This is a genomic window from Actimicrobium antarcticum, assembly GCF_039536745.1.
GTDB classification, from domain to species: domain Bacteria; phylum Pseudomonadota; class Gammaproteobacteria; order Burkholderiales; family Burkholderiaceae_D; genus Actimicrobium; species Actimicrobium antarcticum.
The window spans coordinates 12,884-36,204 of record NZ_BAAAZE010000013.1; the positions used below are offsets into that span (position 1 = coordinate 12,884).

A 23,321-nucleotide genomic window follows, 5' to 3' on the forward strand; every position below is an offset into this window, starting at 1 on the left:
ATGATTGCGCTATCGGGCAGGACTTGCCGCCCGCTTATTTTGCCAGTCGCGGCGCATTTTCCAGCAACGTCGCCAATTCTTTTTTCCACAACTTCGCCTGGAATCCGGTGCCGTGACCAGCCGTCATGTCACTGCCCGGTATCAGCAGCAGTCGTGCATTTTTAATGCGGCGCAGCTCCCGTTCCATCACTCCCAGCTCCGGCGGATTGCGTTCATCGTCGGCCGAGTTGATGGCCAGGAGCGTGGCGGTGATGCGTTCGAGTCCGGCCGACGGGTTGTAGTCGCGCGAGGATTCCCACTGATACAGCACATCATTGGCATCAGCCGGGAAGGGCGCGGCCAGGCGCTGATTGAGCAGGGCGTCGGCTTTTTCGCGGGTGGGTGCGGCTTTTTGCAGCGCCTGGTTACCGCCATTGGTGGCCAGCCCAAAGAACACCGACGCAAATTGTGCGCTGCGTGGCTGGGTCGTGTAATTGCCATGCATCCAGGACGGATCGTTGCGGATCGTGTCGATGATGAGGCGTCGCAACATCCAGTTGCGGCCCGACATCTCGATTGGCAGCGACGCCATCGGCACTGCGACATCCATCATGCCGGGATATTTTTGCGCGTAAATCCAGGTTTCCATCCCGCCCATCGAGTACCCCAGCACCATGCGCAAATGCCGCACGCCGAGATGCTCGGTGACCAGCCGGTTTTGCGCATCGACCATGTCTTCGGTGCTGTATTTCGGGAAGCTGGCGCGCATGCCATCGGAGGGCTTGCTGGATTTACCGTGACCGATGGCGTCGGGCAGGATGACGTAATACTTGCTCGCATCCAGCGGCTGGCCGGGCCCGAACAGTTCGCCACCGAACAGCGGCGACAGCAGGCTGCTGCCCGACTGCGTGGTGCCATGCAACAGCAGGACCGGCTCGCCGGTGGGCGCGCCGATGGTGGTGTAATGCAGCTTCAGTTCGGGCAGCACTTCGCCGGAACGAAAGCGGAAGTCGCGCACGATCCAGTCACCTTCGGTGGGCGCAGGGAAGTCGGCGGCCAGCACCGGCATGGCGGTCAGGGTCATTGTCAGGGCGGCGCAGAGCAGTGTGGCGGAGGGTTTCATGCGGGTGCCTTTCAGGATGCGCGGAAAGGGCAGCGTACTGAGAGATGACGATTGTGTCCAGAGGACAATTGCACTGCGAGGATGAGGGCGTCTGGCCGAGTCGGTGAGGGAAGCGTTTTGGACATCGTCGGAAGAGGGAGGCGCGCCTGATGGTTGAGAACGCCGACTTGTCGACGGGAATGCGAGCGGTGTCGCACTCCCTATCGTTCTTTACAATGTCGGCAGGCCTAAAGCGCCAGCCCCATCCCCATCATCGCCCTGATGTCTACACTCACGTATCAATGTCGTTTTCGAGAGCGGTGTCGGGTGTCGTTTGGAAAAAGCGGTAGTACCATTCAGTCGGCTTCCCTTGCTTATCAAGCAATCCAAAATACTTGCCAACATTTCTTCCCATGCTGATCAAGGTATTTGCAGCGTTTGGCGTACCGGCCCATCCCCTGCTGATCAGGTAAGTCTGTTGTTCGGCCTTAGTGAGAGAGGCGACAGCTCCGGCAATCCGCACATCGACCAGGCACACTTGCTCTCGCTCTGTCATCGAGTGAGACCAGGGTTCTCCATGCGTTGCAGCCAATAATCCTGCCTCTCCGCCGACAGTAATTTTCTTCAGAGTGGCCAGATCACGGTTGAACAAATCAAATTCATTCTCACTCAAAGGAAAACATGCGCTGCGCGCAGCTGCGCGCCGATTCTTGTCTCGCAGTTTCTCGTCGGTGGGCGACGCGGCCCTCTTATCCTTGGCTTTACTCAAAATTTCGAGGCTCAGGTAGAACTTTTCAATGCTTGCTGCACCGTGCATTCGACGAAATTCGACAAGTCTGGGGAGCACTATCGATAACGTGCTGCCGGTGGGAACCCACCCTCTCGACGCGATCTCGGCTGCAGCAGCAATGCCGTCAACCGGCGCCGCCTCAACTTGTTCGGGCACCGCTCCGAAGCAGCGCAAGTCGTACCCGATCATGAACAGACTCGCTTCAAACGCATGGCAGCGCGCGGCAAGGCTGGCATCGTTACCAGGAGCCTTGAACCACTCGCATGACCCCAGCACAGCGCGCATGATCCAGCCCAGTTGTACGGAACTGCGCGCCCAGCTTTCATGACTGACTGCCCTGGTGTAAAAGGTCGGTGCCATTTTCAATTCGCCGCCAAACTCCCCTGGATTGCGGATCTGCTTGCCGCGTGCAGATCCCGTAGGAAATTTCAGGGCACGCTTGACGGTGGTCGCCGTTTCGCGCCGATACAGTTCGTACAGCATGGACACGGCTGCGCCAACGCGGCTATCGACGATGGGTAATCCATCGTTACTCAGGATCGCGTGGATCTTGGTCAGACCGGCATCGAACCGTTTTACCGTGGTGGCATTCAAGTCGTTCAATTCTTGCGACGGATGCGCGTCGAGCGCCATCAATGTGCCGATTTCCTTCAGGTAGCCGGTCAGGGCTTTTTTGCCGTGCAGGCGATGGATGAATGGGACTGCGCCGCGCACACCGCCCCAGCGCAGGATAGCCATGCAGGTGGCAAGTGCCGCATCTTCATCGCCGGCCTGAACGGCAGTGTCAAGCGCGATGTGGAACGATTGAAGCAGTGCCGTCGTACTGGCCCAATTTCCAGCGTTGTTGTCCGCGTCATCGGTGCCGGTGACGCTGGTTTTCCAGCGGTACTGCTCCAGTACTTTTTCGAGTCCGGTCAGATTCATTTTCAGACCGCCCGGTACATAGCGGCTGCTTTTCATGTTTAACTGAAACTGTCTTTTCGGCAACGTGTCGCGTAGCCAGGTAACAAAAGCAATCACATCGGGTTGTTGCATGAATGTATCGCGCTTCATCGTGTTCCTTTTCAGTAGGGCGCCGACTTGTCTAACGTTAATTTTTTTCGTTCAGTCGTTCCAAAAAGCGGGATCGTCGTACTCGGTACATAAAGGCGTTGAAACTTGGCCGCTTGACCTCGAAACAGTGCTGCGCTCACATTACCATGAAGAAACTTTGTGTTCTGCTATTTAGTCGTCTTCCTGTACTGGCAGGACACGCAGTGCCGCAAACCGTTAACCAGCGTCTGGTCGAATGGGAACACCGCACCGCAAATTCCTTTCCGAAACTATCGACCACCTCGCAAAGTGCAGATGTCATTATTGCGGAGTGATGCGACAAATCGCGTCGCAGGCCCGGAATCCGACGAGTCCGGGCGTTGATCGCCTCCGATGTTGCGAGAGTCAATTTGCGTCGTTGACCGATCCCTGCGATAAGGTTGCGCCTCGCGTCACCGTCGACTCCGGACATCCGCCTTGACCATTGCGACACAATTTGTCGCATCGAACGCGACACTGTGGTGCGACACCTTGCAATCCAAATACACCAATGCAGAAAGCCACCATGCCAGACCTCCCAGCCAGCCTCGATCTTGCCGCCAGCTGGATTCACGATGCCGATGCCCTGCTGATCACGGCCGGTGCTGGCATCGGGATCGACTCCGGCTTGCCCGACTTCCGTGGACCACAGGGATTCTGGGGTGCGTATCCCGGATTGCGCCAGCCAGGCCTCGGCTTCGAAGACATCGCCAATCAACAGGCCTTCGAGCGTGACCCCAGGCAGGCGTGGGGTTTTTACGGACACCGGCTACAGCTGTATCGCAGTACCCGACCGCATGAAGGCTTTGGAATTCTGCGGGAGTTGGGGAGGCGCATGCCGCACGGCGTGTTCGTGTTCACCAGCAATGTCGACGGGCAGTTTGAGCAGGCCGGTTTTGATGCCGCCCGCATGGTTGAGTGCCATGGTTCGATTCACCACTTGCAATGCCTGGCAGCCTGTTCGACCGCTATCTGGTCGGCCGATGACTTTCATCCGGTAGTCGACGAGAAGAACTGCCGTCTACTGTCGGATTTGCCGGTCTGTCCACAGTGTGGTGGCTTGGCGCGCCCGACTATTTTGATGTTCGACGACTGGACCTGGCTGCCGGAACGCACCGAGTTGCAGCAACGCCGAATGGCGCACTGGCTGCAAATGATGGCCAGACTGGTGGTGATCGAAATCGGCGCGGGCACGGCCATCCCCTCGGCACGCCGCAAAGGCGAATCGCAACATGCAAGGCTGATCCGCATCAACTTGCGTGAAGCCGAGGTACGCGGACCGCAGGAAATTGGGATTGCACTCGGCGCACTGGACGCCTTGCAGGCGCTGCAGAGTCGGGTTGTGGCGCGAACTTGATTCGACAAAAAAGGCGCTATTGCGATTAGAGAAAAAAATTGCAATAATGCAACATAATCCACCTAGCAAAGGCGTGCCGTGAACGTTCAACCTACAGGCTATCCTGCCAAACACTGGCCGCACACACGCTGATGGCAACGAACCAGCAAACCCTGATGCGGCAATGGAATATGTTGCGATGCATTCCGCGCGCTCCGGGCAAGATCACGACGCAGGATCTGTGTGAGCGATTGCGTCAGGCTGAATTCACGGTGACGCTGCGTACGCTGCAACGGGATCTGAATGAATTGTCTGCCGTCTTTCCGCTGACGGTCGACGACCGGAATAAGCCGTTCGGATGGAGCTGGCAGCGGGATGCGCAAAGCTTCGACCTGCCCGGGCTGCAGCTCGATGAGGCGTTGATGCTGACAATGGTTGAACAGCAACTGCAAAACCAGCTGCCGCCATCAACGCTTGCCGCGCTCACACCGTACTTCCAATCGGCTGCAAAAACGCTGGCCAATACGCAAACCCGGGGCAACGCGAAAGCCTGGCTCAACAAGGCGCGCACCATCCCTGCAACGCAGCCGCTGCTGGCGCCTGTCATTGCGCCGGTCTGCCAGCAAACGATTTATCAAGCCCTGATGTGCGACCAGCAACTCTCGCTTCATTACCGCAAGCGCGCGGCCAGGCAAGTTACTGTGTACGGCACCGTACATCCCCTTTCGGTGGTCCAGCGCGGCGGAGTCGTGTATCTGGTCTGTCTGTTTGCGGACTATCAGGACATCCGCTTCCTGCCGTTGCACCGGGTGGAAAAGGCAGAAATGCTGCACCTGCCGTCGCGGGTGCCGAAAGGGTTTTCGATCGATGCGTATATCGCCACAGGCGCGTTCGGGGTCGGTGCGGGGGATACCATTTCATTGACAGCTATTTTCAGCGCGGCTGCAGGTGAGCACCTGCTGGAAAGTCGCTTGTCCACCGACCAGACGGTGACGGAACTGGATGATGGCCGACTGACGCTGCGGGCAACTGTGCCGAATACGAAACAGCTGTGCTGGTGGCTGCTCGGGCTCGGTGATGGCGTCGAAGTCATCGGTCCAAAGGCACTGCGGCAACAGATGAAGGAATCAGCCGAGCGCATGCATGCCTTGTACGCCTAGCGTGGCGGGGCGGGTTTGACATGGCCGGGTTTCGTTCGCTCCAGCCCAGACCGGCTGCCTGTTTTTTCTGCGACACCGGTTGTCGGACCAGCCTGTAAAGGTGACTCTCTCTCGACAGCCTTCGAGTCCGCCCTGCGCATCGATGGGTGCCGATAACGAAAAATAGGGGCAAGCGATCATGGATTTTCATCAAAGCATTCTTCAGCTGTTCAACCCTGCCGAGATACTTCGAATTATTGAAAAGTCAGCTCTCCAGCCTGCCATCGGCAGCGACGGAAAAGTGAATCAGATCCTCGTGCTGACCGATACGATCGACGCGGACATTTATGTCAGCTCGCAATCAGGTGAGCCGGCGCTGATCTACAGTTTCAGCGAGGGACCAATCCATCGTGACCGGTTTCTGCAACTGCTCAACGACAGCGCAACGCGTTCGGTGCTGGAAGTCTGGCACGCAGATGCCTGAGCGCATCGGCATGATTGTGGCGCAGCGTGGAGTTCAAACCGATTTTGCAGACATCAGAAATGGACAGACATGCCGCAAGAAATAGAGCACATCGATGCGATTGCGCGTCAAAGCGGTCGCGATGCCCTGTACGTGATTTTCCATGACGATCTCCGTCAGCGGCTGGACTGGGCGGCACTTCCTGTTCGACAGCAAATCATTACCTGGCTCGATCTGAACGGTATGCACTGGCGACCGTGCGGTCATGTCGGAAGTACGACATTTTTCGGACGCTACCTTGGCGAGATTTATATCGACGTACCGTTTGATCTGGCAAATCCGGACTATATGACCTTATGCGCGTTCCTGGAAAACCCCGATGGTTCCTGCAAATTTCCAGGTGCGCGGTTCTGCTATTACACGCTGGCAGAGGCGATGAAGAATGCCGAACATGATGCCCCCGGGTTCTGGGAGAAGGTATGGGAGGATTTTTAGCCCGATCAGTTCGGAAAAAACATCTCCTCGCCATCGCAGTCGATGAGCGTCTTCCCCATGGTTGACGCGACCCAGTAAAGCAAGGCACATCCCACCAGAGCCAGACCTGCGTCTCCTGCGACAGCGTCGTGGTGCCCCACCTGTCCGATCGCACCGTGGTCGGTCCAGTTGGCGCAAATTGCAGGCCAATAGGTTGCGAACCAGTCACCCGCCAGCAGGAGCATCAAGCTCACGACGAAGGCATACCCACCGAGGCAGCAAGCGTAGAGCTTGCATTCAAAATAGTTCCGTTCAGCTTCCGATGTGGCATCACGACGCCTGCGCCAATGGAACGGTATCCGATACAGGGTATATAAACCGATCATCACCAGGCAAACAAGTCCAGCGAGGTTGACCAAGAAACCAAGACGCTTGAAAAAGCGGTCGAGCGTATCCATGACTACCTTTTATTAAAAGTGCAAACCCTGAAGAACCGACACTGCGGGCGCGATGTAGATGTGCCGTGTTCACAGGCTAAACGCACCGTGCGTCAGGATGCGTCGCTTGCACTTGCTGTTGGCACGCCAGTTACTATTGGAATCGAATCATTTGATCGTGCAGGCAGGACTTCACCGGAACGGAAGCGAAAATCGCGCAATCCAGTCACCACTCCGCGAGCGCAGGGGAGTGGGCCGCTATTGTCGGCAGGGTGGTCAGAGCGAGTGCGGCGCAGAGCGTTGCGTCAGAGGTGTTCATGCGCGTGCCTTTCAGGATGCGCGGAAAGTCAGCCTACTTGCAGATCGTGTTTGTGTCCACAGGGTAATGGCAGGTCGCGGGTCAGTGCGACGTGCCGGTTGGCGATCAACTTACTGTAGAAGAGCCGGCTGATGTGCGGAAAGCCGCATCTGGCCGCCTTGTTTGCCAGCGGCTTCGCGCTCGCCAGCCAGCTTGAACACAGCCATCAGCTCTGTCAGTCCACCCGCCTGGTCCTGCAGGGATTCCGCGGCAGCGGCGGCTTGCTCCACCAGCGCGGCATTTTGCTGGGTGACCGAGTCCATCTGTGTGATGGCCTGATTGATCTGCGTGATGCCGGCGGTCTGCTCGCTGCTGGCAGCCGTAATTTCGCTCATGATGTCGGTCACGCGGTTGACGCTGGCCACGATCTCTTCCATCGTCGCACCGGCCTGATCGACCAGTTTCGAACCGGCGTTAACTTTTTCTACCGAATCGCCGATCAGCGTTTTGATTTCCTTGGCGGCAGCGGCCGAGCGCTGCGCCAGCGTACGCACTTCGGAGGCCACTACCGCAAAACCGCGCCCCTGTTCACCGGCGCGGGCCGCTTCGACGGCGGCGTTGAGTGCCAGGATGTTGGTCTGGAAGGCGATGCCGTCGATGACGCCGATGATGTCGACAATCTTGCGCGCCGACGCATTGATCGAACTCATTGTGCCGACCACCTGCGCTACGACCGCGCCACCTTGCTGTGCAACTTCGGCAGCAGTCACTGCCAGCTGATTGGCCTGACGCGCATTATCGGCATTTTGCGTGACGGTGCCGGTCAGCTCTTCCATCGACGAAGCGGTCTCTTCGAGTGAGCTGGCCTGTTGCTCGGTACGGGAAGACAGATCAAGATTGCCAGCAGCGATCTGACTGGACGCGGTGGCGATCGTATCGCTATTGGCCCGGACCCGGCCGACCAGGTCGGCCAGACTATCGCGCATGGATTTCATGGCGAACAGCAGGCTGGAGCGATCATTTTTTTTGAGTTCGATCGACACGGCCAGACCACTAGCCGCGATCCTTGCAGCAATGTCGGCCGTCAAGTCTGGTTCTCAACGATCTCGCGTCGAATGCCGCGCACGGTCGGAACCGCGACGTTGGATTCGCTCGCGGCTGACGTAATTGATGCGGCAAGCGTCAACCGTGATACAGACGCCGTTTATTAAAAAAATGACCTGAGTCAGCGTAGAGCCAGCGCGAAAATATCAGTTGGAATGCGGCCGAATCACATTGTCCAGCTTCAAACAGCGATGGTGTCATCGCGCATCGCGCACCTTCGTCATTTAGGCCGCGGTCTTTCCAGCCCGTGGTCCGGCACCGAAAGCTCGCCCCGCCGCAATGCAGCCACCGCTTCGGCCACTGCGCGCGCAACATTGCGTACTTCCTCCTGAACGGCAAAATCCTTGTCCAGCGTCTCATGGCTTTCTGCATACGATTCGTAGTAGCCGATGAACCGATCCAGCCGCGACTGGACCCCGGCATCGATCAGCCCCATCCAGTCCAGCCAGTCCGATAATCCGCGCCGTACGCCTTCGATACCGGCCACGTCGCCGTGTACCACCAGACCGTACGTGCGACCAGCCAGATGTTTCGGATACGGCCAGCCAGCCAGTTCCAGTTCCTTTGCCTTGGCCGCATTTTTGCCGTGCGTCGCGGTCGGATCGGGGTTGCCGCCGTCGGCACAGACCAGGCGGTCGATCATCAGCTTCAGGACGGCCGGGGTCTGATACCAGTAGACCGGCGTGAGAATGATCACGCCGTGCGCCGCGACCCATTTTTCGTAGATCTCCGCCATCCAGTCATTGGTCTGGCGCTGCCCATGATTCGGGTAGCAGCTGCACGGCCAATGGCACAGCGGCATGGCGGTTGAGACGCATCCCTTGCAGGGATGAATATGGTGATCGTAATCGGATGTCAGTCGGCTCAGGTCGAGCAGATCAACTTCGATGCCGGCCTGCTCAAGAATTTCCTGCGCCATTACGGACAGCCGCCAGGTCTTGGAAATCTCGCCGGGGCAGCTACCGTCGTTGCGCGCAGAACCGCAGACAAGTAAAACGCGTGAGCGGGTCGCGTGATCTTTCTGTACGGTCTCTGCGGCAATTAAGCGGTCGCGGGTTACTTTCCATTCGATCGACAGATCGTAGTCAGGATCGGAAAATTCGCTCCCGGCTTTTTCGGTCAGCGGTGCCTTGTGGCCACTTTCATAATTGTCCCAGGCGATTTCTTCGACTGCGGCCAACTGTTTTGCCACGCTGTCAAACGCGGGGTCGAGGAACGACTTATGAAATTCGAGGTGGAATTCGTTACGGGCCAGCGGTGCCGCCGCTTGCCCTTTGCGCGGTGCAGTCATGAGGATTCCCATCAGATGCTGGCCTCGCGCGCGGGTGCGCAACAGTCGAGTAGGGACAGCGTACTTCTTACGATAGTCCTTTGCGTGGATTGGGTATGTTCGCTGTTTCGCTTTCCGGTACTTTTTCAGCAACAGTTCAATAAACTACGCATTCCCACTGGAATGGCTGTCGAGTAGCACACCACTGTCTGATGGTGCGATACTCAAGCCCCGATCATCCCGCTGCTCCATTAACCGCCCATGCCGTTTGCCGACCTGTCGCGCCTGTCGAGTCACGTGCCCCTGCGCATCCAGCTCATCGCCGTCGGTGAGCCCGGCAGCATCACGCTCTCCGGCCTGCTCCACCCTTTGCGTCTGGCCGAAAAACTGCTCGGCGCGACACGCATGATCCTCACCATTACCAGCCCGCAGACAGCGTGTCCCAGCGATGGCCTGACCCTGCTGGTCGCGGACGATGAAGTGCATCCACCCGCCAACCTGCGCGACCTGATTACACTGTGTCGTCAATCCGATTGCTGGGGCGCGGTCGGTAGTGCCGTGCTGTGGCTGGCGCGTGCCAGCGTCCTCGATGGCGTGCGTACCGCGTTACCGTGGGCGCTGTATCCGGAGACCGATGACGCCGCCGAGCGCGCCATCCTGACACCGCAGTTGTTTGAATGTGATGGCCGGGTGCTGACCTGTTGTGGCGGTACCGCCAGCATCGATTTTGCGCTGACGCTGATCGAGCAGATCTTCGGTGTGGCGCTGGCTGCGCAGATCAGGGAAGCACTCTGTATCGATCGCGTACGCGGCGCCAGCGAGCGCCAGAGGGTAGCCTTGCAGGCGCGCTTCGGTGCCTCGCAACCGAAGCTGACCGAAGCCGTCACGCTGATGGAAGCCAATCTGGAAGAGCCGCTCGGCACCGACGGCATCGCCAGTCTGGTGGGACTGTCGCGACGCCAGCTGGATCGCCTGTTCAAGCAGCATCTGGGCAGCGTGCCATCGCGCTATTACCTCGACCTGCGCTTGCAGCGGGCGCGCCAGTTACTGCTGGAATCGAATCACTCGATCGTGCAGGTCGGGCTGTTATGCGGCTTCTCGTCGGGCTCGCATTTTTCGACGGCGTATGGGGGATTGTTTGGCATGACGCCGCGGGAACAGCGGCAGCGTCGGACTTGATGGGATGGCGTGAAATTTCAGCGGCACGATTGAACGCAGACATTGCGCACGACTGAAATTTCCCTCATTGCCCGATCGTCGTTCAATGTTTCGCAGTGCCCCAGACTTCCGCCACCCGCGCATCCCGGCCACAGCCATTGCGGTAGTACGCATAGCGGATCGGATTCTTCTTGTAGTAATCCTGGTGATAGTCCTCGGCCATGTAGAACTTCGTCAGCGGAATGGTTTCGGTAAAAATCTCCTTCACCTTGCCAGCCTTCAGGATGGCTGCCTTGCTGGCGTCGACAGCGGCGCGTTGTGCATCATTTTCGACAAAGATCGCACTCCGGTACTGATTGCCGACATCGCAGAACTGGCGATCCTTGACGGTCGGGTCGATGTGGTGGAAGAAGTAGTCGAGCAGGGTGGCGTAGCTGACCTTGGCCGGGTCGTAATTCACTTTGACCACCTCGATATGGCCGCTGTTACCGGCGCTGACCTGCTGGTACGTCGGATTGACCACCTTACCGCCGCTGTAGCCGGATTCGACCGTCAATACGCCCGGCAATTTTTCGAAGTCGGCTTCGATGCACCAGAAGCAGCCGCCACCGAAGACGGCGCTGGCTGGTGCGGCCGCGACCGCTGCTGGCGGTGTCTGCGCATGGGCTGTTGCGCTCAGTAGCAGCATGGAAAGAAACAGGGATAGACGGTTCATGAACGTAACTCCGGAAGTGGTTGGTCGGCAGCGACAAACGTCAAGGCGACGCCGTTATTGCAATAGCGCAGGCCGGTCGGTTTCGGGCCATCATCAAATTTGTGGCCCTGATGACCGCCGCAGCGTGCGCAGTGGTATTCGGTACGCGGCAGGATGATCTTGAAATCCCTTTTTGTATCGAGTGCCGTCGGGATGAAGTCGAAAAAACTCGGCCAGCCGGTGCCGCTGTCAAACTTGGTGGTGCTCTTGAACAGTGGGTTGTTGCAGGCGGCGCAAACGAAGGTGCCAGCGCGCTTTTCGGCATTCAGCGCGCTGCTGCCGGGACGCTCGGTGCCTTCTTCGAACAGGACATCGTAGCTGGCAGCCGGCAGCAAGGCCTTCCACTGGGCGTGGGTTTTGTTGAGCGGAAAAGTGGCGGCGAACGAGGTCGCGCCGAATTGCAGTAGTGCTGCGCCGCCGAACAGGCCGGACAAGCGCTGGATGAGTTGACGTCGATTCATGATGACTCCTTGAAACAGGTTGGTACGGACAGAGTGCAGCAACGGATTCAGACCAAGTTTAACTGCGATGCCGATTCGTCGTCGGCATGCCAGCTTTGCTTACATTTCTTTTTGTTGGCCTTCTTGTCGGCCCATTCGGCCCATTCCGGACCTGCGTTTGCGCAGCAGGAAATACACGGCCGGCACCACGAACATCGACAACAGCGGCGCCGTAATCATGCCCCCGACCATCGGTGCCGCAATGCGCTGCATGATTTCGGAACCGGTACCGGCGCCGATCAGGATCGGCAGGAGGCCAGCGATGATGACCGCTACCGTCATCGCTTTTGGCCGCACCCGTTGCACCGCGCCGGCCCGGATGGCGTCGAGCAGGTCGGCGTCGGTATCAGCGCCGCGTGCCAGACTGGCATCCCACGCCTGCCGCAAATACAGCAGCATGATCACGCCAAACTCGCTCGCCACGCCGGCCAGTGCAATGAACCCGACACCGCTGGCGACCGACACATGCTGACCCAGCAACCACAACAGCCAGATGCCACCAGCCAGCGCGAACGGCAGCGTCGCCAGGATCAGGATCGCCTCATCGAGGCGACGAAAGGTCAGGTACAACAGCACCGCGATGATCAGCAGCGTGACCGGCACCACGATTTGCAGGCGGGCGGTGGCGCGTTCCAGATACTCGAACTGGCCCGACCACGAGATCGATACGCCAGCCGGCAGGACCACCTGTTGCGCCACGGCCTGCTGCATCTCGTGCACCGCAGAGCGCAGGTCGCGCCCGCGAATGTCGACATAGACCCAGCCGGAGAGCCGGGCATTTTCGGTCTTGATCATCGGCGGGCCGTCGCTGATCCGGATTGCTGCCACATCGCCGAGCCGGATTTGCGCGCCGCGTTCGGTCAGCACCGGCAAGTCCCGCAACGCACCGACCGAGTCGCGCAAGCCTTGCGGATAACGCAGGTTGATCGGAAAGCGCTGCAAGCCTTCGACGGTTTCGCCGATATTGTCACCGCCAATTGCGGCGGCGACGATGCTCTGGACATCGGCGATATTCATGCCGTAGCGTGCGGCGGCCGCGCGGTCGATATCGATGTCGATATAGCGCCCGCCATTGAGCCGTTCGGCCAGCGCCGACGACACGCCCGGCAGCGGTTTGACCACGGCTTCGATCTGTTGCGTGATGCGGTCGATTTCCTTCAGATCCATGCCGGCGACCTTGATCCCGACCGGGCTCTTGATGCCGGTGGCCAGCATGTCGATGCGGTTGCGGATCGGCGGCACCCACAGGTTCGACAGGCCGGGTACGCGCACGATGCGATCGAGTTCGTCGACCAGCTTGTCCGGCGTCATGCCGGCGCGCCACTGGTCGCGCGGCTTGAAGCGGATCGTGGTTTCGAACATTTCCATCGGCGCCGGATCGGTGGCGGTTTCGGCGCGGCCAGCCTTGCCGAAGACGGTGGCGACCTCGGGTACGGTCTTGATCAGGCGATCGGTTTGCTGCAGCAGTTCAGCCACTTTGCCGGCACCGATGCCTGGCAGTGCGGACGGCATGTAGAGCAGATCGCCTTCGTCCAGCGGCGGCATGAATTCACTGCCCAGCTGCAGCGCCGGCCAGATTGTGAGCAGCGCGATGCAGGCCGCGCCGGCCACCGTGGCTTTCGGAAAACGCAGCACGCCATCGAGCAGCGGCCGGTACACGGCACTGAGCCAGCGGTTCAGCGGATTGCTGTGCTCGGCCGGAATCCGTCCGCGGATCAGGTAACCCATCAGCACCGGAATCAGCGTGATCGACAGCAGCGCCGCCGCGCCCATGGCATAGGTTTTGGTGAAGGCCAGCGGCGCGAACAGTTTGCCTTCCTGCGCCTCCAGCGTGAAGACCGGAACGAACGACAGCACAATGATCAGCAGCGAAAAAAACAGCGCCGGCCCGACCTCGGCGGCGGCATCGGCAATCACCTGCCAGCGCTGCTGCGGTTCCAGTTTTTCTTCGGGATGATCCAGATGCCAGGCCTCGATATGCTTGTGCGCGTTTTCGATCATTACGACTGCGGCATCGACCATCGCGCCGATGGCAATCGCAATCCCGCCTAGCGACATGATGTTCGCATTCACGCCTTGATAATGCATGACGATGAAGGCCATCAGCATGCCGATCGGCAACGTGATGATCGCCACCAGCGCAGAGCGCAGATGCCACAAGAAGATCCCGCAGACCAGCGTCACCACCAGGAATTCTTCCAGCAATTTTTCTTGCAGATTGCTGACGGCGCGTTCGATCAGTTGCGAGCGATCATAGGTCGTGACGATCTCGACGCCGGCGGGCAGACTGCGCTTGAGCGTGGCCAGTTTGGCTTTCACGGCAGCGATGGTGTGCGAGGCATTTTTACCGGATCGCATCACGATCACGCCGCCGGCCACTTCGCCTTCGCCATTCAGTTCGGCGATGCCGCGGCGCATTTCCGGGCCGAGCTGGATGCGCGCCACGTCACCCAGTCTGACCGGCACGCCGGCCTCGGAGGTGGAAAGTGGAATCGCCCGGAAGTCGTCCAGCGTGCGCAAATAGCCGGAGGCGCGCACCATGTATTCCGCTTCGCCCATTTCCAGCACCGCACCGCCGGCTTCCTGGTTGGCGCGCCGCACCGCCTCGATCACCTTGCCATGCGCGATGCCATAAGCGCGCAGTTTGTCCGGGTCCAGCACGATCTGGTACTGGCGCACCATGCCGCCGATGCTGGCGACTTCGGCCACATCGGGTACGGTTTTCAGTTCATATTTCAGGAACCAGTCCTGCAGCGCGCGCAGCTGCGACAGGTCCATCTTGCCGCTGCGATCGACCAGCGCGTATTCATAAATCCAGCCGACACCTGTTGCGTCCGGACCGAGCGCGGTTTTTGCCTGTGCCGGTAAACGCGCCTGCACCTGGCTCAGCGATTCCAGCACGCGCGAGCGGGCCCAGTACGGATCGGTGCCATCCTCGAACAGTACATACACGAAGGAGTCACCAAAGAACGAATAGCCGCGTACCGTCTTCGCCCCCGGCACCGACAGCATAGTCGTGGTCAGCGGATAGGTGACCTGGTTTTCGATCAGTTGCGGGGCCTGGCCGGGGTAGGTGGTGCGGATGATGACCTGCACGTCTGACAGGTCCGGCAATGCATCGAGCGGGGTCTGGTTCAGCGCCCAGACGCCCCAGCCGGTGACGAACACCGTCGCCAGCATCACCAGCACGCGGTTGAAAATCGACCAGCGAATCAGCTGCGCGATCATGGCGCGGCCATGCGTGCGCCGACGCCTTTCAGGCTGGCATCGGAGTCGATCAGAAACTGGCCAGATGTCACCACTTTCTGTCCAGCCGCGAGGCCTTTCAGCACCACGGTCTGTCCGTTCGATTCGGTGCCGGCCTCGATATCGACCGGCGCGAATTTGCCATCACCTTGGGCCACCATCACGACGGTGCGCGTACCGGTGCGGATCACGGCTTCGGATGCCACCAGCAGCACTGGCGCAGTGGTCGTGGCTGCAAACTGCAGCGTCACGAACATGCCGGGGGCGAGCTGGCCGGACGGGTTGGCCAGTTCGATACGGGCGATCAGGGTGCGCGTGGCCTGCGTGACTTGCGGCAGGAGCGCACTGACCGTGCCCTTGAAAACCACCGCTGGCAGCGCCGCCGTGCGCGCCTCGACTGTCATACCCGGACGCACCTGCGCCGCCTGGCTTTCCGCAATCTCGGCATTGATCCAGACCGTGCCGGTGCCATTGAGCCGCATCAGCGGTGCGCCGGCCATCACGGTACTGCCTTCGCGCACCGACAGTTCGGTCAGCACGCCACTGCGCGGGGCCTGGATCGTCACGCGCGCCTGGACCTTGCCGGTCGACTCGACCTGGCGGATTTGCGCCGCGTTCATCCCGGCCAGTCGCATGCGCTGGCGGGCGCCATCGACCAGCACATCGGTATTGGCGCCGGTCATGCGGCGCACGGTCAGGAATTCTTCTTGCGCTGCAACCCAGTCCGGGACATACAGCTCGGCTAGCGCCTGGCCCTGGCGTACCGGATCGAGCACGGCGCGCACATACAGCCGTTCAACAAAGCCGGCGGCGCGCGCCTGCACCAGCACCACGTCGCGCTCGTTGTAGGCGACATTGCCGACCGCGCTGAAGCCCGATGGCAAGGTGCCGCTCGTGACCTCGGCCGTGCGTACGCCCAGATTTTGCTGCATGCGCGGACTGATGACGATCTGGCCGTCGTCGCTGCCGGCATCAGCGTAGACCGGCACCAGTGCCATGTCCATGAACGGCGACGGTCCGGGTTTGTCGAAGCGCTGTCCCGGCACCATCGGATCGTGCCAGTACAGGACTTTCTTTTCGGCGGTGGTGGCCGCGACCGGCGCTGGCGGTGCCATCGACTGGTGCTTGCCGAGCAGGTACAGGCTTGTTCCGGCAGCGACGGCGACAGCGATCATCGCCATGATCAGGAGGTTGCGGCGGGTTGTCATGGTGTCTCTCCGAGCGATGCTGCCGGCGCATCGGCCAGCAAGAAATTCAGTTGTGCCCACAGGCGTGCGGTTGCGGCTTCATGGTCCAGCGTCATTAGCGCAACATCGATTTCATTGCGCCGCGCCAGCAGCAGCTCGGGCAACGTCGCTTTGCCACCGCGCCATGCGGCCAGCGTGGCTTCGGTACGCTGCTTTGCCAGCGGGATTAGTTCGTCCTGATAGCGCCGATGACGAGCGCGATCGGTTTGCCATTCATCGAGCAGGATACGGGTCTGGGCGATGCGTTCGCGCAGCGCTTCGTCGCGTTCGGCGGTGGCCTGGTCGGCAGTCGCCAGGCGCGCGGCCAGCGTGCGATCCTGCCGGTTGGCCTGGTCCCACGGCAGCGGAATCGACACGCCGACCGAGAGCATGTTCGAGTACGCCGGGCCGCGCTGGGCGTAGCCGACTTCGATGGTCCAGTCGTTTTTTTTCTCGGCCTGTGCGAGCAGGGCATCGGTGCGGGCCACCTGTTCCTGTGCCGACAGCACGGCGATCTGCGATTCGCTGGCCAGCGTGCGGTCCAGCGTGGCCGGATTCCAGGACAGCTGATGCATGTCGGGTGAGGCGGCCAGCGTGGTCGGTCCGAGCGGACCGGTCCAGCGTTCCAGCATGGTGCCGGCGTTGCGCACCTTGCGCGACAGATCGCGCTGCTGGTCGTCGATCAGTATCAGCGTGCTGCGGGCTGCCAGTACATCGGCCAGGCGGCCGCCATTGCTGCGGTAGGCGCTTTCTGCGGCGCTGATTTCCTGGCGCGCCTGCTCCAGTTGCGCATCGACGAGCGCGAGCTTCTGCTCGGCAAATGAGCGCTCCAGCCATGCCATGGCGGTAGCCCGGCGCAGCTCGGCGGCAGCGGCGAATTTTTGTGCGGTCGACTTATCGGCCTGTCTGAGTTGCACGTCGCGGCGCAGCCGGCGTTTGTCGGCGCCGGTGAGTTCCTGCATCACGCCGACGCGCCGCATGGTCATGAAATCGCGGGTCAGGCTGAAGCGGTCTTCGCCGTTGGCGGGCAGGTTGTCGATACCCAGTTTGAGGATCGGGTCCGGTAGCTGACCCGCGGCGACTGCGAGGGATTGCGCGGACGAGGTGGCCGCATCGAAGGCGGGCAACTGGCGCGAATACAGCAGGGCACGTTGCTGCGCTGCCGGTAGCGTCAGCGCCAGATCGGCTGCGTGCAGCGGACTGCTCCACAACAGGGGGACAAGCAGGATGGAACACAGGCGCGAGGGCGCCAGAAAACGAACAGACATGATGTATTTCTCCGGAAGACAGGGCACGTGGTCGTACAAAGTACGCCGCGACAGAGGCTAGGTAATGCGGAGTATCAGATCAGGAAACAGCAGTGCAGGATGGGTTTTGGTGGTGCCGTCGTGCGCACCAGATCCGTGGCGGGAAGCACGCCCGGTTGCGCGTGCAGGTCCCTTGGTACCAGTGTCAGTACCAGCTGCGTCGGGAGAAACAGCGCGACGTACGGTACGTCCGGTTTATCCAGCGATTGATGGCCGTCGTGCAAGTGGGCATGGCATAGCGAAGGTTGCACCATGTCCATTCCTGCGCAGTCCGACATGGATTGCATTGCGACCGCAGTGGTCTTGCCGGGACACGCATACGATGCCAGCGCCAGCTGTGCAAACAGCAGGGCAACAATGGCAACGAAGGCGACCAGCAAGCGTCGCAGCGGGGATGTTTTCATGGCGCGAGTCTACCTGATCTGTTGTTTCGTGCTTGCAGGCAAATTTGGGGTGCGCCGGCCGACAGGGCAATGCCAATTGCGAGCGTGGTCATCAGCGCCTGGCGTTAGCCTTCGATGTATAACTTTTTTGCGCCGACAAATGCTCCAGAACCTCGAAAATGACCATCCCTGCGAGCATCGCAACGCCAAAAATAATCGGCTTCGCGCTGCCGCTGGCGAGCGACGCCAGCGCCGGACCGGGGCAATAGCCGGCCAGTCCCCATCCGGCACCGAACGCCAGCCCGCCGAGTACCAGACGGCGGTCAATTTGGGTCGACTTCGGCAAGCGCATGACATCACCCAGCAGCGATGTCTTGCGTCCCGCAGCGACGCGAAACGCCAGCAGGCTCACGGCAATTGCGCCGCCCATGACCAGTCCCAGAGAGGGGTCCCAGTTTCCTGCCAGATCGAGAAAGCCGAGCACCTTGGCGGGATCGGTCATGCCGGAGAGGATCAGCCCGATGCCGAAGAGCAGGCCGACGAACAAGGAAACGAGTACGGAAATAACAATGTGCATGATGGGCTCCTTAGGCGATGAGGTGACGGACCACGAATACGGTGGCGAAGCCGGCTGCCATGAAGGCGACCGTTGCGACCAGCGAGCGCGGCGACAAGCGCGATAGTCCGCATACGCCATGCCCGCTGGTGCAGCCGGAGCCGTAGCGGGTGCCAACGCCAACCAGCAACCCTGCCACGATCAATGTGCCGGTGCCGGCATCGATCTGCACCACGGGTAACGCTCCACCGAGGCCATACACCAGCGGGGCGGCGACCAGTCCGGTCAGGAACGCAACCCGCCAGGCCATGTCGCCGCGTACCGGACGCAACAGGCCGCCGAGGATGCCACTGATACCGGCAATGCGGCCGTTGAGCAGGATGAACAGCGCAGCCGACAGGCCGATCAGTGCGCCACCCGCCAGCGATGTCCACGGGGTAAAGCTCGCCCAATTGATCATGATGCCTCTCCTTGTTGACAGTAAAGCTGGTACAGCACCTGCAGGACGGCCATCGCTTCGGCGCTGGCGATGCTGTAATAAATCTGCTTGCCGTCGCGGCGCGTCAAGACCATATTTTCGTCACGCAGCACACTCAGTTGCTGGGATAACGTCGGCTGCACGATCCCGAGCGCGGTCTCCAGTTCGCTGACGCAGAGTTCGCCCTGCGTCAGCTGGCACAACAATCGCAGGCGGTCCGGATTGGCCAGCACTTTGAGCAGGGCGCAAGCTTTCGCCGCGCCGTCGCGCATGGCGTTCATGTTTATGGGTTCGATAGGGGAGTTCATGAATCGTTTAATCCTTACGTTGAATTATTTTTAATATTATATTCTTAAATAAACTATTTTAAGATAATATGTTTTTAATGATTTTGGCTGGACTGATGCAACGCACATTGCTTACGCCCGGAGAAATCATCCTGTCGGCAAGGCGCAGGTGTCGACCGCCCAATCACAGAGGCAGTCATCAACAGAATAGAGATCAGGAGAGACATGATGAAGAGAGACATGATGAAGAAAAACATGATGAAGAAGAACATGATGAAGAAGAACATGACGACGAAAATGACCGTGATTGCCAGTGCGCTGCTGGCCTGCATGACCTGGAATGCGTTTGCGCAGGCACCGGCACCGCTGCTGGTCGCACCGGCCGACGCGACGATACCGTCCGGGCCGAAGGGCGTCGCGATTCAGGAAGGGCGCAAGCTGCTCACCGAGACGCACCAGCGCTTGCCCAACAACGTCGGCAACGGACTCAACTGCACTAGCTGCCATCTGGCTGGCGGCACCACCGCCAACGCATCGCCATGGATCGGTATCTGGGGCGTGTTCCCCGAATACCGCTCGCGCAGCGGCAAAGTGATCTCGCTGCCGGAGCGCGTCAACGACTGCTTCGAGCGTTCGATGAACGGCAAGCCCATTGCCTACGATTCGGCCGAGATGAACAACATTCTCGCGTACATGCAATGGCTGTCGACCGGAGTTCCTACCGGCACCAGCGTCAAGGGTCGGGGATTTGGCGCTATCGATCAGAAACTCGTCGCTGATCCGGCGCACGGGAAAGAGGTTTTTGGCGCCAAGTGCGCCAGCTGTCACGGCGCAGCCGGCGCCGGCATCGCCAATCCGGCCGGCGGATACCTGTTCCCGCCGGTGTGGGGCAAGGATTCCTTCAATGACGGCGCCGGCATGGCGCGCACCTACACCGCCGCTGCCTTCGTCAAACACAACATGCCGCTCGGACAAGGGGGAAGCCTGACTGATCAGGAGGCACTCGATGTGGCGGAATATTTTACGCATCAGCCGCGGCCGGTTTATCCGCACAAGAACAACGACTGGCCGAAGGGCGACAAACCCAGGGATGCCCGCTCCTGAGCGGGACCGCCAAGCCAGAAACCACCGTCAGAGCACCATCATGCATGCACGTATTTCGATCGGAACCTTCTTTGGCCTTGCCACATGGATCATGACTTACGTGGTGTCGGATAACGCCACTGGCCGGGCCGCCAGAAACTAACCCATCGCACCCACCGTACAAGGATCACATGACCACCTCATCCACCGATTACCACGCGTTGACCACGTCGGTGTCGACGCAGCTGGGCACACTGCGCACCGACATGCCCGAGCTCATGAAAGGCTTCGCGGATATGGCGCGCGCGGCGTCGCGCGACGGCGTGCTCGATAAAAAAACCAAGGAACTGATCGCGCTCGCGCTGGGCGTGGCGGCGCACTGTGACGCGTGCATCGGCTTCCATGTCCAGACCCTGGTCAAGCTGGGCACCAGCAAAGCCGAACTGGAAGAAGCGCTGGGCATGGCGATCTATATGGGCGGCGGCCCGTCGCTGATGTATTCAGCGAATGCGTTGGCGGCATTCGAGGAGTTTTCTGCTCCTCGTTAAGGTCCGGTGCAGCAGGTCAGGGTGATACACAAATGCGCTTGCGCGCCCGCTTACTGATCCTTGGCTGTCGAACACCAGCCAGCACCAGAATGCATAGACGACGACCCTTCGTAGACCGGTGCAAAGCCGCCGCCCGGCGTGCGGAAATTGGTGGTCTGGCCCTGGTACAAACGCGCCGCCACCCATTGCACGCTGCCGTCATACGTGTAGGCGCGCAGGTCGAACTTGAGTGGCTGTGCCGTGGCGTCGTTCGAGGTGGCCCGTCTGCCGGGGGCCACCAGCGCCTGTGCCACATAGTCGCCGGCGAGGATGTCCTGCCAGACCCGCTGGGTCAGCTTGTCGCCCCGGTACGCCGCGCGCCCGCCGAATCCGGCGTAGGGCTTGAAAAACAGCTGGCGCCGCTCGCGCCAGAGGCGCTCGGCATGCTGCGCCTCGACCAGTTCGGTATGAGGAATGCCGGCCAGCAAAATGTCCTGCGTGGCCTGTGCTACACCCAATGCCTGCAACCGCGATGCATCGCCGAGCAGGGCCAGATTGCGTTTGTCGGCGTACAGCGCGTGTGCCTGCGGATGCGGCGTGAGCACGACCGCGTCCAGCAGATACGCCTCGCGCAGCGTTGCGCTGGCAGGCTCGGCCAGCGAAAAATCGGTCAGGCGGTTGTAGACCAGATCGATGGCCAGTTCGCCGTGCCAGAGCGCGCCGTCGCGCACACTGAATTCGGACGGACCGGCAATCACCGCCGCCAATCCGTGTCTCTCGAACAGTCGCTGGAACAGCAGGAATTCGGGATACAGATACTGCTGTTCAGGATTCTCGTCGACGATGGCGATGCTGCGTAGCGGCCGCTCATGCCCGCCAAGTGACCACTCGCGACGAAACATCGCCATCAGATTGGCTTCGAATGCATCGGCGCTCGCCGGTGGCGGCTGCACGCTTTCCAGCGCTGCGCAGCAACTGCGCTGTGCGCGCGCCAGCACCGCATTGAGCATCGCACCGCCCGCATTGGTATTGATCTCGATCAGGCCAAAGCCATCCTCGGTGACGTGAAAATCGTAGCCGAAGAACACGCTCCTGACACCGCCGGGTTGGTGGCGCGCAATCGCCGGGGCCGTCGCCAGGACTTCCTCGCGATAGGCTGGCAGCGCGACCACCGATTCGATGGCCTGCACCACCTGCGCCATGCGCGTCATGTGCGCGTGCGACAAAAACACCGGACGTGTTGCGAACAGGTAGGGGCAACGCTGCTGCAGCAAGGCAAACAGACCGGGCTGACCGATCTCGGACTCCAGCGCCTGCCGCAGCGCGGTGTCGTCCAGGCTGATGCAGAAGCATTCGCTGTTGAGGATCTCGATCGAATCGAATTCGCCGTCGGTCATTGGCGACCTCGGGTGATGATCCATGCGACGAGAGCAATACCGGCGATGACCAGCAGCATGCAGCCCATGCCCCAACCCCAGCCGTATCCACCCATCCAGCCGCCGCTCATTCCACCACCGTTCATCATGTGTCCGTTTTGTGCCAGCGAGATGCCAGACTTGAATAGTGCAGTTGCACCAACGGCCAAAGCAGGCAGGGTCTTCATCAATATTCTCCGATAGCACATGGCAAATTAATGGACCACCGTGCGCTTCCTCGCCGCCAGTGTCTGCGCGGTAGCACACGCAGACCGCCAACGCAGTCACTTTTCGGCGAGGGCTGTCGACAGCGAGTGATGCCGGATCGCGGCTGGAATGACCGTCATCTGTACCGCAACAGGATCGTTGGCACCTTAAAGTTATCCAGCAACGGATCGTGGCCACTGCGGGTACGATTTCCTAAGTTCGGTAGCGCATAGAAAAACATCCGGCGTTCAGGTAGCGTGCTCGAAAAAGTGACGGCGGGCGTCGCCGCCCGCTACCAAGGAAAATCGCATGAATACAAGATTTCGAGTGGCAATATGTAGTGCTGCTGCGTTCACGCTGATCGGGCTGGGTGGGTGCAACAAGACCCCGAAAGTAAGCGGAGAGGCGTCGTCGGGCTCCGTCAACCTCGCCGATGCCGACGTCACGACCAATGTCAAAACGGCGCTGCTGCACGACGCTATCCTGAACGGCTTCGATATCCATGTCACCACCCTCAAGGGCGACGTGCGGCTCGATGGCATTGTCGACACCCAGAGCAGGATCGATACAACGATCAAACTGATTCGCGGAGTCGACGGGGTACACACCATCCACGACGGACTGACCATCAAAAAATGAACCACGTCACAGGATCAATACCGCAACAGGCCCGCACCGAAGCATGATCCCGACGCCTTCAGGGCGAAGCCACGCGTCCCGTTCCAGTTCCC

23 protein-coding genes and 1 pseudogene are annotated in these 23,321 nt (G+C 60.3%); 8 read left to right on the top strand and 16 right to left on the bottom strand.

Annotated elements, in window-relative coordinates:
- Nucleotides 1–34: 34 nt before the first annotated feature.
- Nucleotides 35–1,102 carry an alpha/beta fold hydrolase gene (locus ABD720_RS15460; protein WP_344764556.1) on the bottom strand — a complete coding sequence of 356 codons (1,068 nt, stop codon included), beginning with the start codon at nt 1,100–1,102 and terminating at the stop codon, nt 35–37.
- A 271-nt stretch (nt 1,103–1,373) separates the two neighbouring features.
- Nucleotides 1,374–2,924: a hypothetical protein gene (locus ABD720_RS15465; protein ID WP_344764558.1), complete on the bottom strand. Its 1,551-nt coding sequence runs from the start codon at nt 2,922–2,924 to the stop codon at nt 1,374–1,376.
- Between the two features lie 544 nt (nt 2,925–3,468).
- Here ABD720_RS15465 and ABD720_RS15470 point away from each other — a divergent pair.
- The 4 genes from ABD720_RS15470 (at nt 3,469) to ABD720_RS15485 (ending at nt 6,375) form a co-directional block, all read left to right on the top strand.
- Nucleotides 3,469–4,299 carry an SIR2 family NAD-dependent protein deacylase gene (locus ABD720_RS15470; RefSeq protein ID WP_344764560.1) on the top strand — a complete coding sequence of 277 codons (831 nt, stop codon included), beginning with the start codon at nt 3,469–3,471 and terminating at the stop codon, nt 4,297–4,299.
- Nucleotides 4,300–4,430: 131 nt separating this feature from the next.
- A complete protein-coding gene (locus tag ABD720_RS15475; RefSeq protein WP_344764562.1) occupies nt 4,431–5,438 on the top strand; it encodes a helix-turn-helix transcriptional regulator in 1,008 nt (335 codons plus the stop codon).
- A gap of 178 nt (nt 5,439–5,616) precedes the next feature.
- Entirely contained in the window at nt 5,617–5,901 is a 285-nt protein-coding gene (locus tag ABD720_RS15480) for a hypothetical protein (RefSeq protein WP_344764564.1), read from the top strand.
- Between the two features lie 69 nt (nt 5,902–5,970).
- The gene (locus ABD720_RS15485; protein ID WP_344764566.1) at nt 5,971–6,375 is read left to right on the top strand and encodes a hypothetical protein; all 405 of its coding nucleotides are present in this window, start codon (nt 5,971–5,973) and stop codon (nt 6,373–6,375) included.
- Between the two features lie 5 nt (nt 6,376–6,380).
- On the opposite strand, the gene ABD720_RS15490 is transcribed toward ABD720_RS15485, so the two are convergent.
- From ABD720_RS15490 to ABD720_RS15500, 3 genes and pseudogenes are all read right to left on the bottom strand, one after another.
- On the bottom strand, nt 6,381–6,812 hold the full coding sequence (locus tag ABD720_RS15490) for a hypothetical protein (RefSeq protein ID WP_344764567.1): 432 nt from the start codon (nt 6,810–6,812) through the stop codon (nt 6,381–6,383).
- A gap of 408 nt (nt 6,813–7,220) precedes the next feature.
- Nucleotides 7,221–8,186: pseudogene (locus ABD720_RS15495) on the bottom strand (methyl-accepting chemotaxis protein); the annotation flags it as partial.
- A 227-nt stretch (nt 8,187–8,413) separates the two neighbouring features.
- Nucleotides 8,414–9,484 (bottom strand): flavodoxin family protein, encoded by a 1,071-nt coding sequence (locus ABD720_RS15500; protein WP_344764569.1) that lies wholly within the window; start codon nt 9,482–9,484, stop codon nt 8,414–8,416.
- Nucleotides 9,485–9,724: 240 nt separating this feature from the next.
- Here ABD720_RS15500 and ABD720_RS15505 point away from each other — a divergent pair, with 240 nt between their 5' ends.
- Nucleotides 9,725–10,642, top strand: coding sequence for a GlxA family transcriptional regulator (locus ABD720_RS15505; protein WP_344764571.1), 918 nt, complete (start codon nt 9,725–9,727; stop codon nt 10,640–10,642).
- An 82-nt stretch (nt 10,643–10,724) separates the two neighbouring features.
- Here ABD720_RS15505 and msrA read toward each other — a convergent pair whose 3' ends face one another.
- From msrA to ABD720_RS15550, 9 genes are all read right to left on the bottom strand, one after another.
- On the bottom strand, nt 10,725–11,336 hold the full coding sequence (msrA, locus tag ABD720_RS15510; protein WP_344764573.1) for a peptide-methionine (S)-S-oxide reductase MsrA: 612 nt from the start codon (nt 11,334–11,336) through the stop codon (nt 10,725–10,727).
- Nucleotides 11,333–11,836, bottom strand: a complete 504-nt coding sequence (gene msrB, locus ABD720_RS15515) for a peptide-methionine (R)-S-oxide reductase MsrB (RefSeq protein ID WP_344764575.1) — start codon at nt 11,834–11,836, stop codon at nt 11,333–11,335. Before msrB ends, msrA begins: the two co-directional genes overlap by 4 nt.
- A 99-nt stretch (nt 11,837–11,935) precedes the next feature.
- Nucleotides 11,936–15,103, bottom strand: a complete 3,168-nt coding sequence (locus ABD720_RS15520) for an efflux RND transporter permease subunit (protein WP_344764578.1) — start codon at nt 15,101–15,103, stop codon at nt 11,936–11,938.
- Complete coding sequence (locus tag ABD720_RS15525) at nt 15,100–16,329, bottom strand: efflux RND transporter periplasmic adaptor subunit (protein ID WP_344764580.1); 1,230 nt, start codon at nt 16,327–16,329, stop codon at nt 15,100–15,102. The genes ABD720_RS15520 and ABD720_RS15525 overlap by 4 nt, the downstream gene beginning before the upstream one ends.
- Nucleotides 16,326–17,615, bottom strand: a complete 1,290-nt coding sequence (locus tag ABD720_RS15530; protein WP_344764582.1) for a TolC family protein — start codon at nt 17,613–17,615, stop codon at nt 16,326–16,328. Before ABD720_RS15530 ends, ABD720_RS15525 begins: the two co-directional genes overlap by 4 nt.
- Before the next feature lie 74 nt (nt 17,616–17,689).
- A complete protein-coding gene (locus tag ABD720_RS15535) occupies nt 17,690–18,058 on the bottom strand; it encodes a hypothetical protein (RefSeq protein ID WP_344764584.1) in 369 nt (122 codons plus the stop codon).
- 91 nt (nt 18,059–18,149) lie between these two features.
- Nucleotides 18,150–18,614 (bottom strand): YeeE/YedE family protein, encoded by a 465-nt coding sequence (locus ABD720_RS15540; RefSeq protein ID WP_344764586.1) that lies wholly within the window; start codon nt 18,612–18,614, stop codon nt 18,150–18,152.
- A 10-nt stretch (nt 18,615–18,624) separates the two neighbouring features.
- Nucleotides 18,625–19,053, bottom strand: coding sequence for a YeeE/YedE family protein (locus tag ABD720_RS15545; protein WP_425547988.1), 429 nt, complete (start codon nt 19,051–19,053; stop codon nt 18,625–18,627).
- Nucleotides 19,050–19,379, bottom strand: coding sequence for an ArsR/SmtB family transcription factor (locus ABD720_RS15550; protein ID WP_344764588.1), 330 nt, complete (start codon nt 19,377–19,379; stop codon nt 19,050–19,052). The genes ABD720_RS15545 and ABD720_RS15550 overlap by 4 nt, the downstream gene beginning before the upstream one ends.
- 207 nt (nt 19,380–19,586) lie before the next feature.
- On the opposite strand from ABD720_RS15550, the gene ABD720_RS15555 reads away from it, so the two are divergent.
- Together ABD720_RS15555 and ABD720_RS15560 are read left to right on the top strand one after the other, a co-directional pair.
- Nucleotides 19,587–20,462, top strand: a complete 876-nt coding sequence (locus ABD720_RS15555; RefSeq protein ID WP_344764590.1) for a c-type cytochrome — start codon at nt 19,587–19,589, stop codon at nt 20,460–20,462.
- A 170-nt stretch (nt 20,463–20,632) separates the two neighbouring features.
- Complete coding sequence (locus ABD720_RS15560) at nt 20,633–20,989, top strand: carboxymuconolactone decarboxylase family protein (protein ID WP_344764592.1); 357 nt, start codon at nt 20,633–20,635, stop codon at nt 20,987–20,989.
- A gap of 50 nt (nt 20,990–21,039) precedes the next feature.
- Here ABD720_RS15560 and ABD720_RS15565 read toward each other — a convergent pair whose 3' ends face one another.
- Together ABD720_RS15565 and ABD720_RS15570 are read right to left on the bottom strand one after the other, a co-directional pair.
- Nucleotides 21,040–22,365, bottom strand: coding sequence for a hypothetical protein (locus ABD720_RS15565; protein ID WP_344764593.1), 1,326 nt, complete (start codon nt 22,363–22,365; stop codon nt 21,040–21,042).
- Nucleotides 22,362–22,571, bottom strand: coding sequence for a hypothetical protein (locus tag ABD720_RS15570; protein WP_344764595.1), 210 nt, complete (start codon nt 22,569–22,571; stop codon nt 22,362–22,364). The genes ABD720_RS15565 and ABD720_RS15570 overlap by 4 nt, the downstream gene beginning before the upstream one ends.
- 328 nt (nt 22,572–22,899) lie before the next feature.
- On the opposite strand from ABD720_RS15570, the gene ABD720_RS15575 reads away from it, so the two are divergent.
- Nucleotides 22,900–23,229 (top strand): BON domain-containing protein, encoded by a 330-nt coding sequence (locus tag ABD720_RS15575; RefSeq protein ID WP_344764597.1) that lies wholly within the window; start codon nt 22,900–22,902, stop codon nt 23,227–23,229.
- Nucleotides 23,230–23,321: the final 92 nt, after the last annotated feature.

Bases quoted from the DNA above. Each gene is read 5' to 3' on its own strand.
- ABD720_RS15490 (WP_344764567.1), bottom strand. From the start codon at position 6,812: ATGGATACGCTCGACCGCTTTTTCAAGCGTCTTGGTTTCTTGGTCAAC.
- ABD720_RS15565 (WP_344764593.1), bottom strand. From the start codon at position 22,365: ATGACCGACGGCGAATTCGATTCGATCGAGATCCTCAACAGCGAATGC.
- ABD720_RS15480 (WP_344764564.1), top strand. From the start codon at position 5,617: ATGGATTTTCATCAAAGCATTCTTCAGCTGTTCAACCCTGCCGAGATA.
- ABD720_RS15500 (WP_344764569.1), bottom strand. From the start codon at position 9,484: ATGACTGCACCGCGCAAAGGGCAAGCGGCGGCACCGCTGGCCCGTAAC.
- ABD720_RS15475 (WP_344764562.1), top strand. From the start codon at position 4,431: ATGGCAACGAACCAGCAAACCCTGATGCGGCAATGGAATATGTTGCGA.
- ABD720_RS15485 (WP_344764566.1), top strand. From the start codon at position 5,971: ATGCCGCAAGAAATAGAGCACATCGATGCGATTGCGCGTCAAAGCGGT.
- msrB (WP_344764575.1), bottom strand. From the start codon at position 11,836: ATGAATCGACGTCAACTCATCCAGCGCTTGTCCGGCCTGTTCGGCGGC.
- ABD720_RS15535 (WP_344764584.1), bottom strand. From the start codon at position 18,058: ATGAAAACATCCCCGCTGCGACGCTTGCTGGTCGCCTTCGTTGCCATT.
- ABD720_RS15520 (WP_344764578.1), bottom strand. From the start codon at position 15,103: ATGATCGCGCAGCTGATTCGCTGGTCGATTTTCAACCGCGTGCTGGTG.
- ABD720_RS15545 (WP_425547988.1), bottom strand. From the start codon at position 19,053: ATGATCAATTGGGCGAGCTTTACCCCGTGGACATCGCTGGCGGGTGGC.
- ABD720_RS15560 (WP_344764592.1), top strand. From the start codon at position 20,633: ATGACCACCTCATCCACCGATTACCACGCGTTGACCACGTCGGTGTCG.
- ABD720_RS15505 (WP_344764571.1), top strand. From the start codon at position 9,725: ATGCCGTTTGCCGACCTGTCGCGCCTGTCGAGTCACGTGCCCCTGCGC.
- ABD720_RS15540 (WP_344764586.1), bottom strand. From the start codon at position 18,614: ATGCACATTGTTATTTCCGTACTCGTTTCCTTGTTCGTCGGCCTGCTC.
- ABD720_RS15465 (WP_344764558.1), bottom strand. From the start codon at position 2,924: ATGAAGCGCGATACATTCATGCAACAACCCGATGTGATTGCTTTTGTT.
- ABD720_RS15460 (WP_344764556.1), bottom strand. From the start codon at position 1,102: ATGAAACCCTCCGCCACACTGCTCTGCGCCGCCCTGACAATGACCCTG.
- ABD720_RS15575 (WP_344764597.1), top strand. From the start codon at position 22,900: ATGAATACAAGATTTCGAGTGGCAATATGTAGTGCTGCTGCGTTCACG.
- ABD720_RS15530 (WP_344764582.1), bottom strand. From the start codon at position 17,615: ATGTCTGTTCGTTTTCTGGCGCCCTCGCGCCTGTGTTCCATCCTGCTT.
- ABD720_RS15525 (WP_344764580.1), bottom strand. From the start codon at position 16,329: ATGACAACCCGCCGCAACCTCCTGATCATGGCGATGATCGCTGTCGCC.
- ABD720_RS15550 (WP_344764588.1), bottom strand. From the start codon at position 19,379: ATGAACTCCCCTATCGAACCCATAAACATGAACGCCATGCGCGACGGC.
- ABD720_RS15470 (WP_344764560.1), top strand. From the start codon at position 3,469: ATGCCAGACCTCCCAGCCAGCCTCGATCTTGCCGCCAGCTGGATTCAC.
- msrA (WP_344764573.1), bottom strand. From the start codon at position 11,336: ATGAACCGTCTATCCCTGTTTCTTTCCATGCTGCTACTGAGCGCAACA.
- ABD720_RS15570 (WP_344764595.1), bottom strand. From the start codon at position 22,571: ATGAAGACCCTGCCTGCTTTGGCCGTTGGTGCAACTGCACTATTCAAG.
- ABD720_RS15555 (WP_344764590.1), top strand. From the start codon at position 19,587: ATGAAGAGAGACATGATGAAGAAAAACATGATGAAGAAGAACATGATG.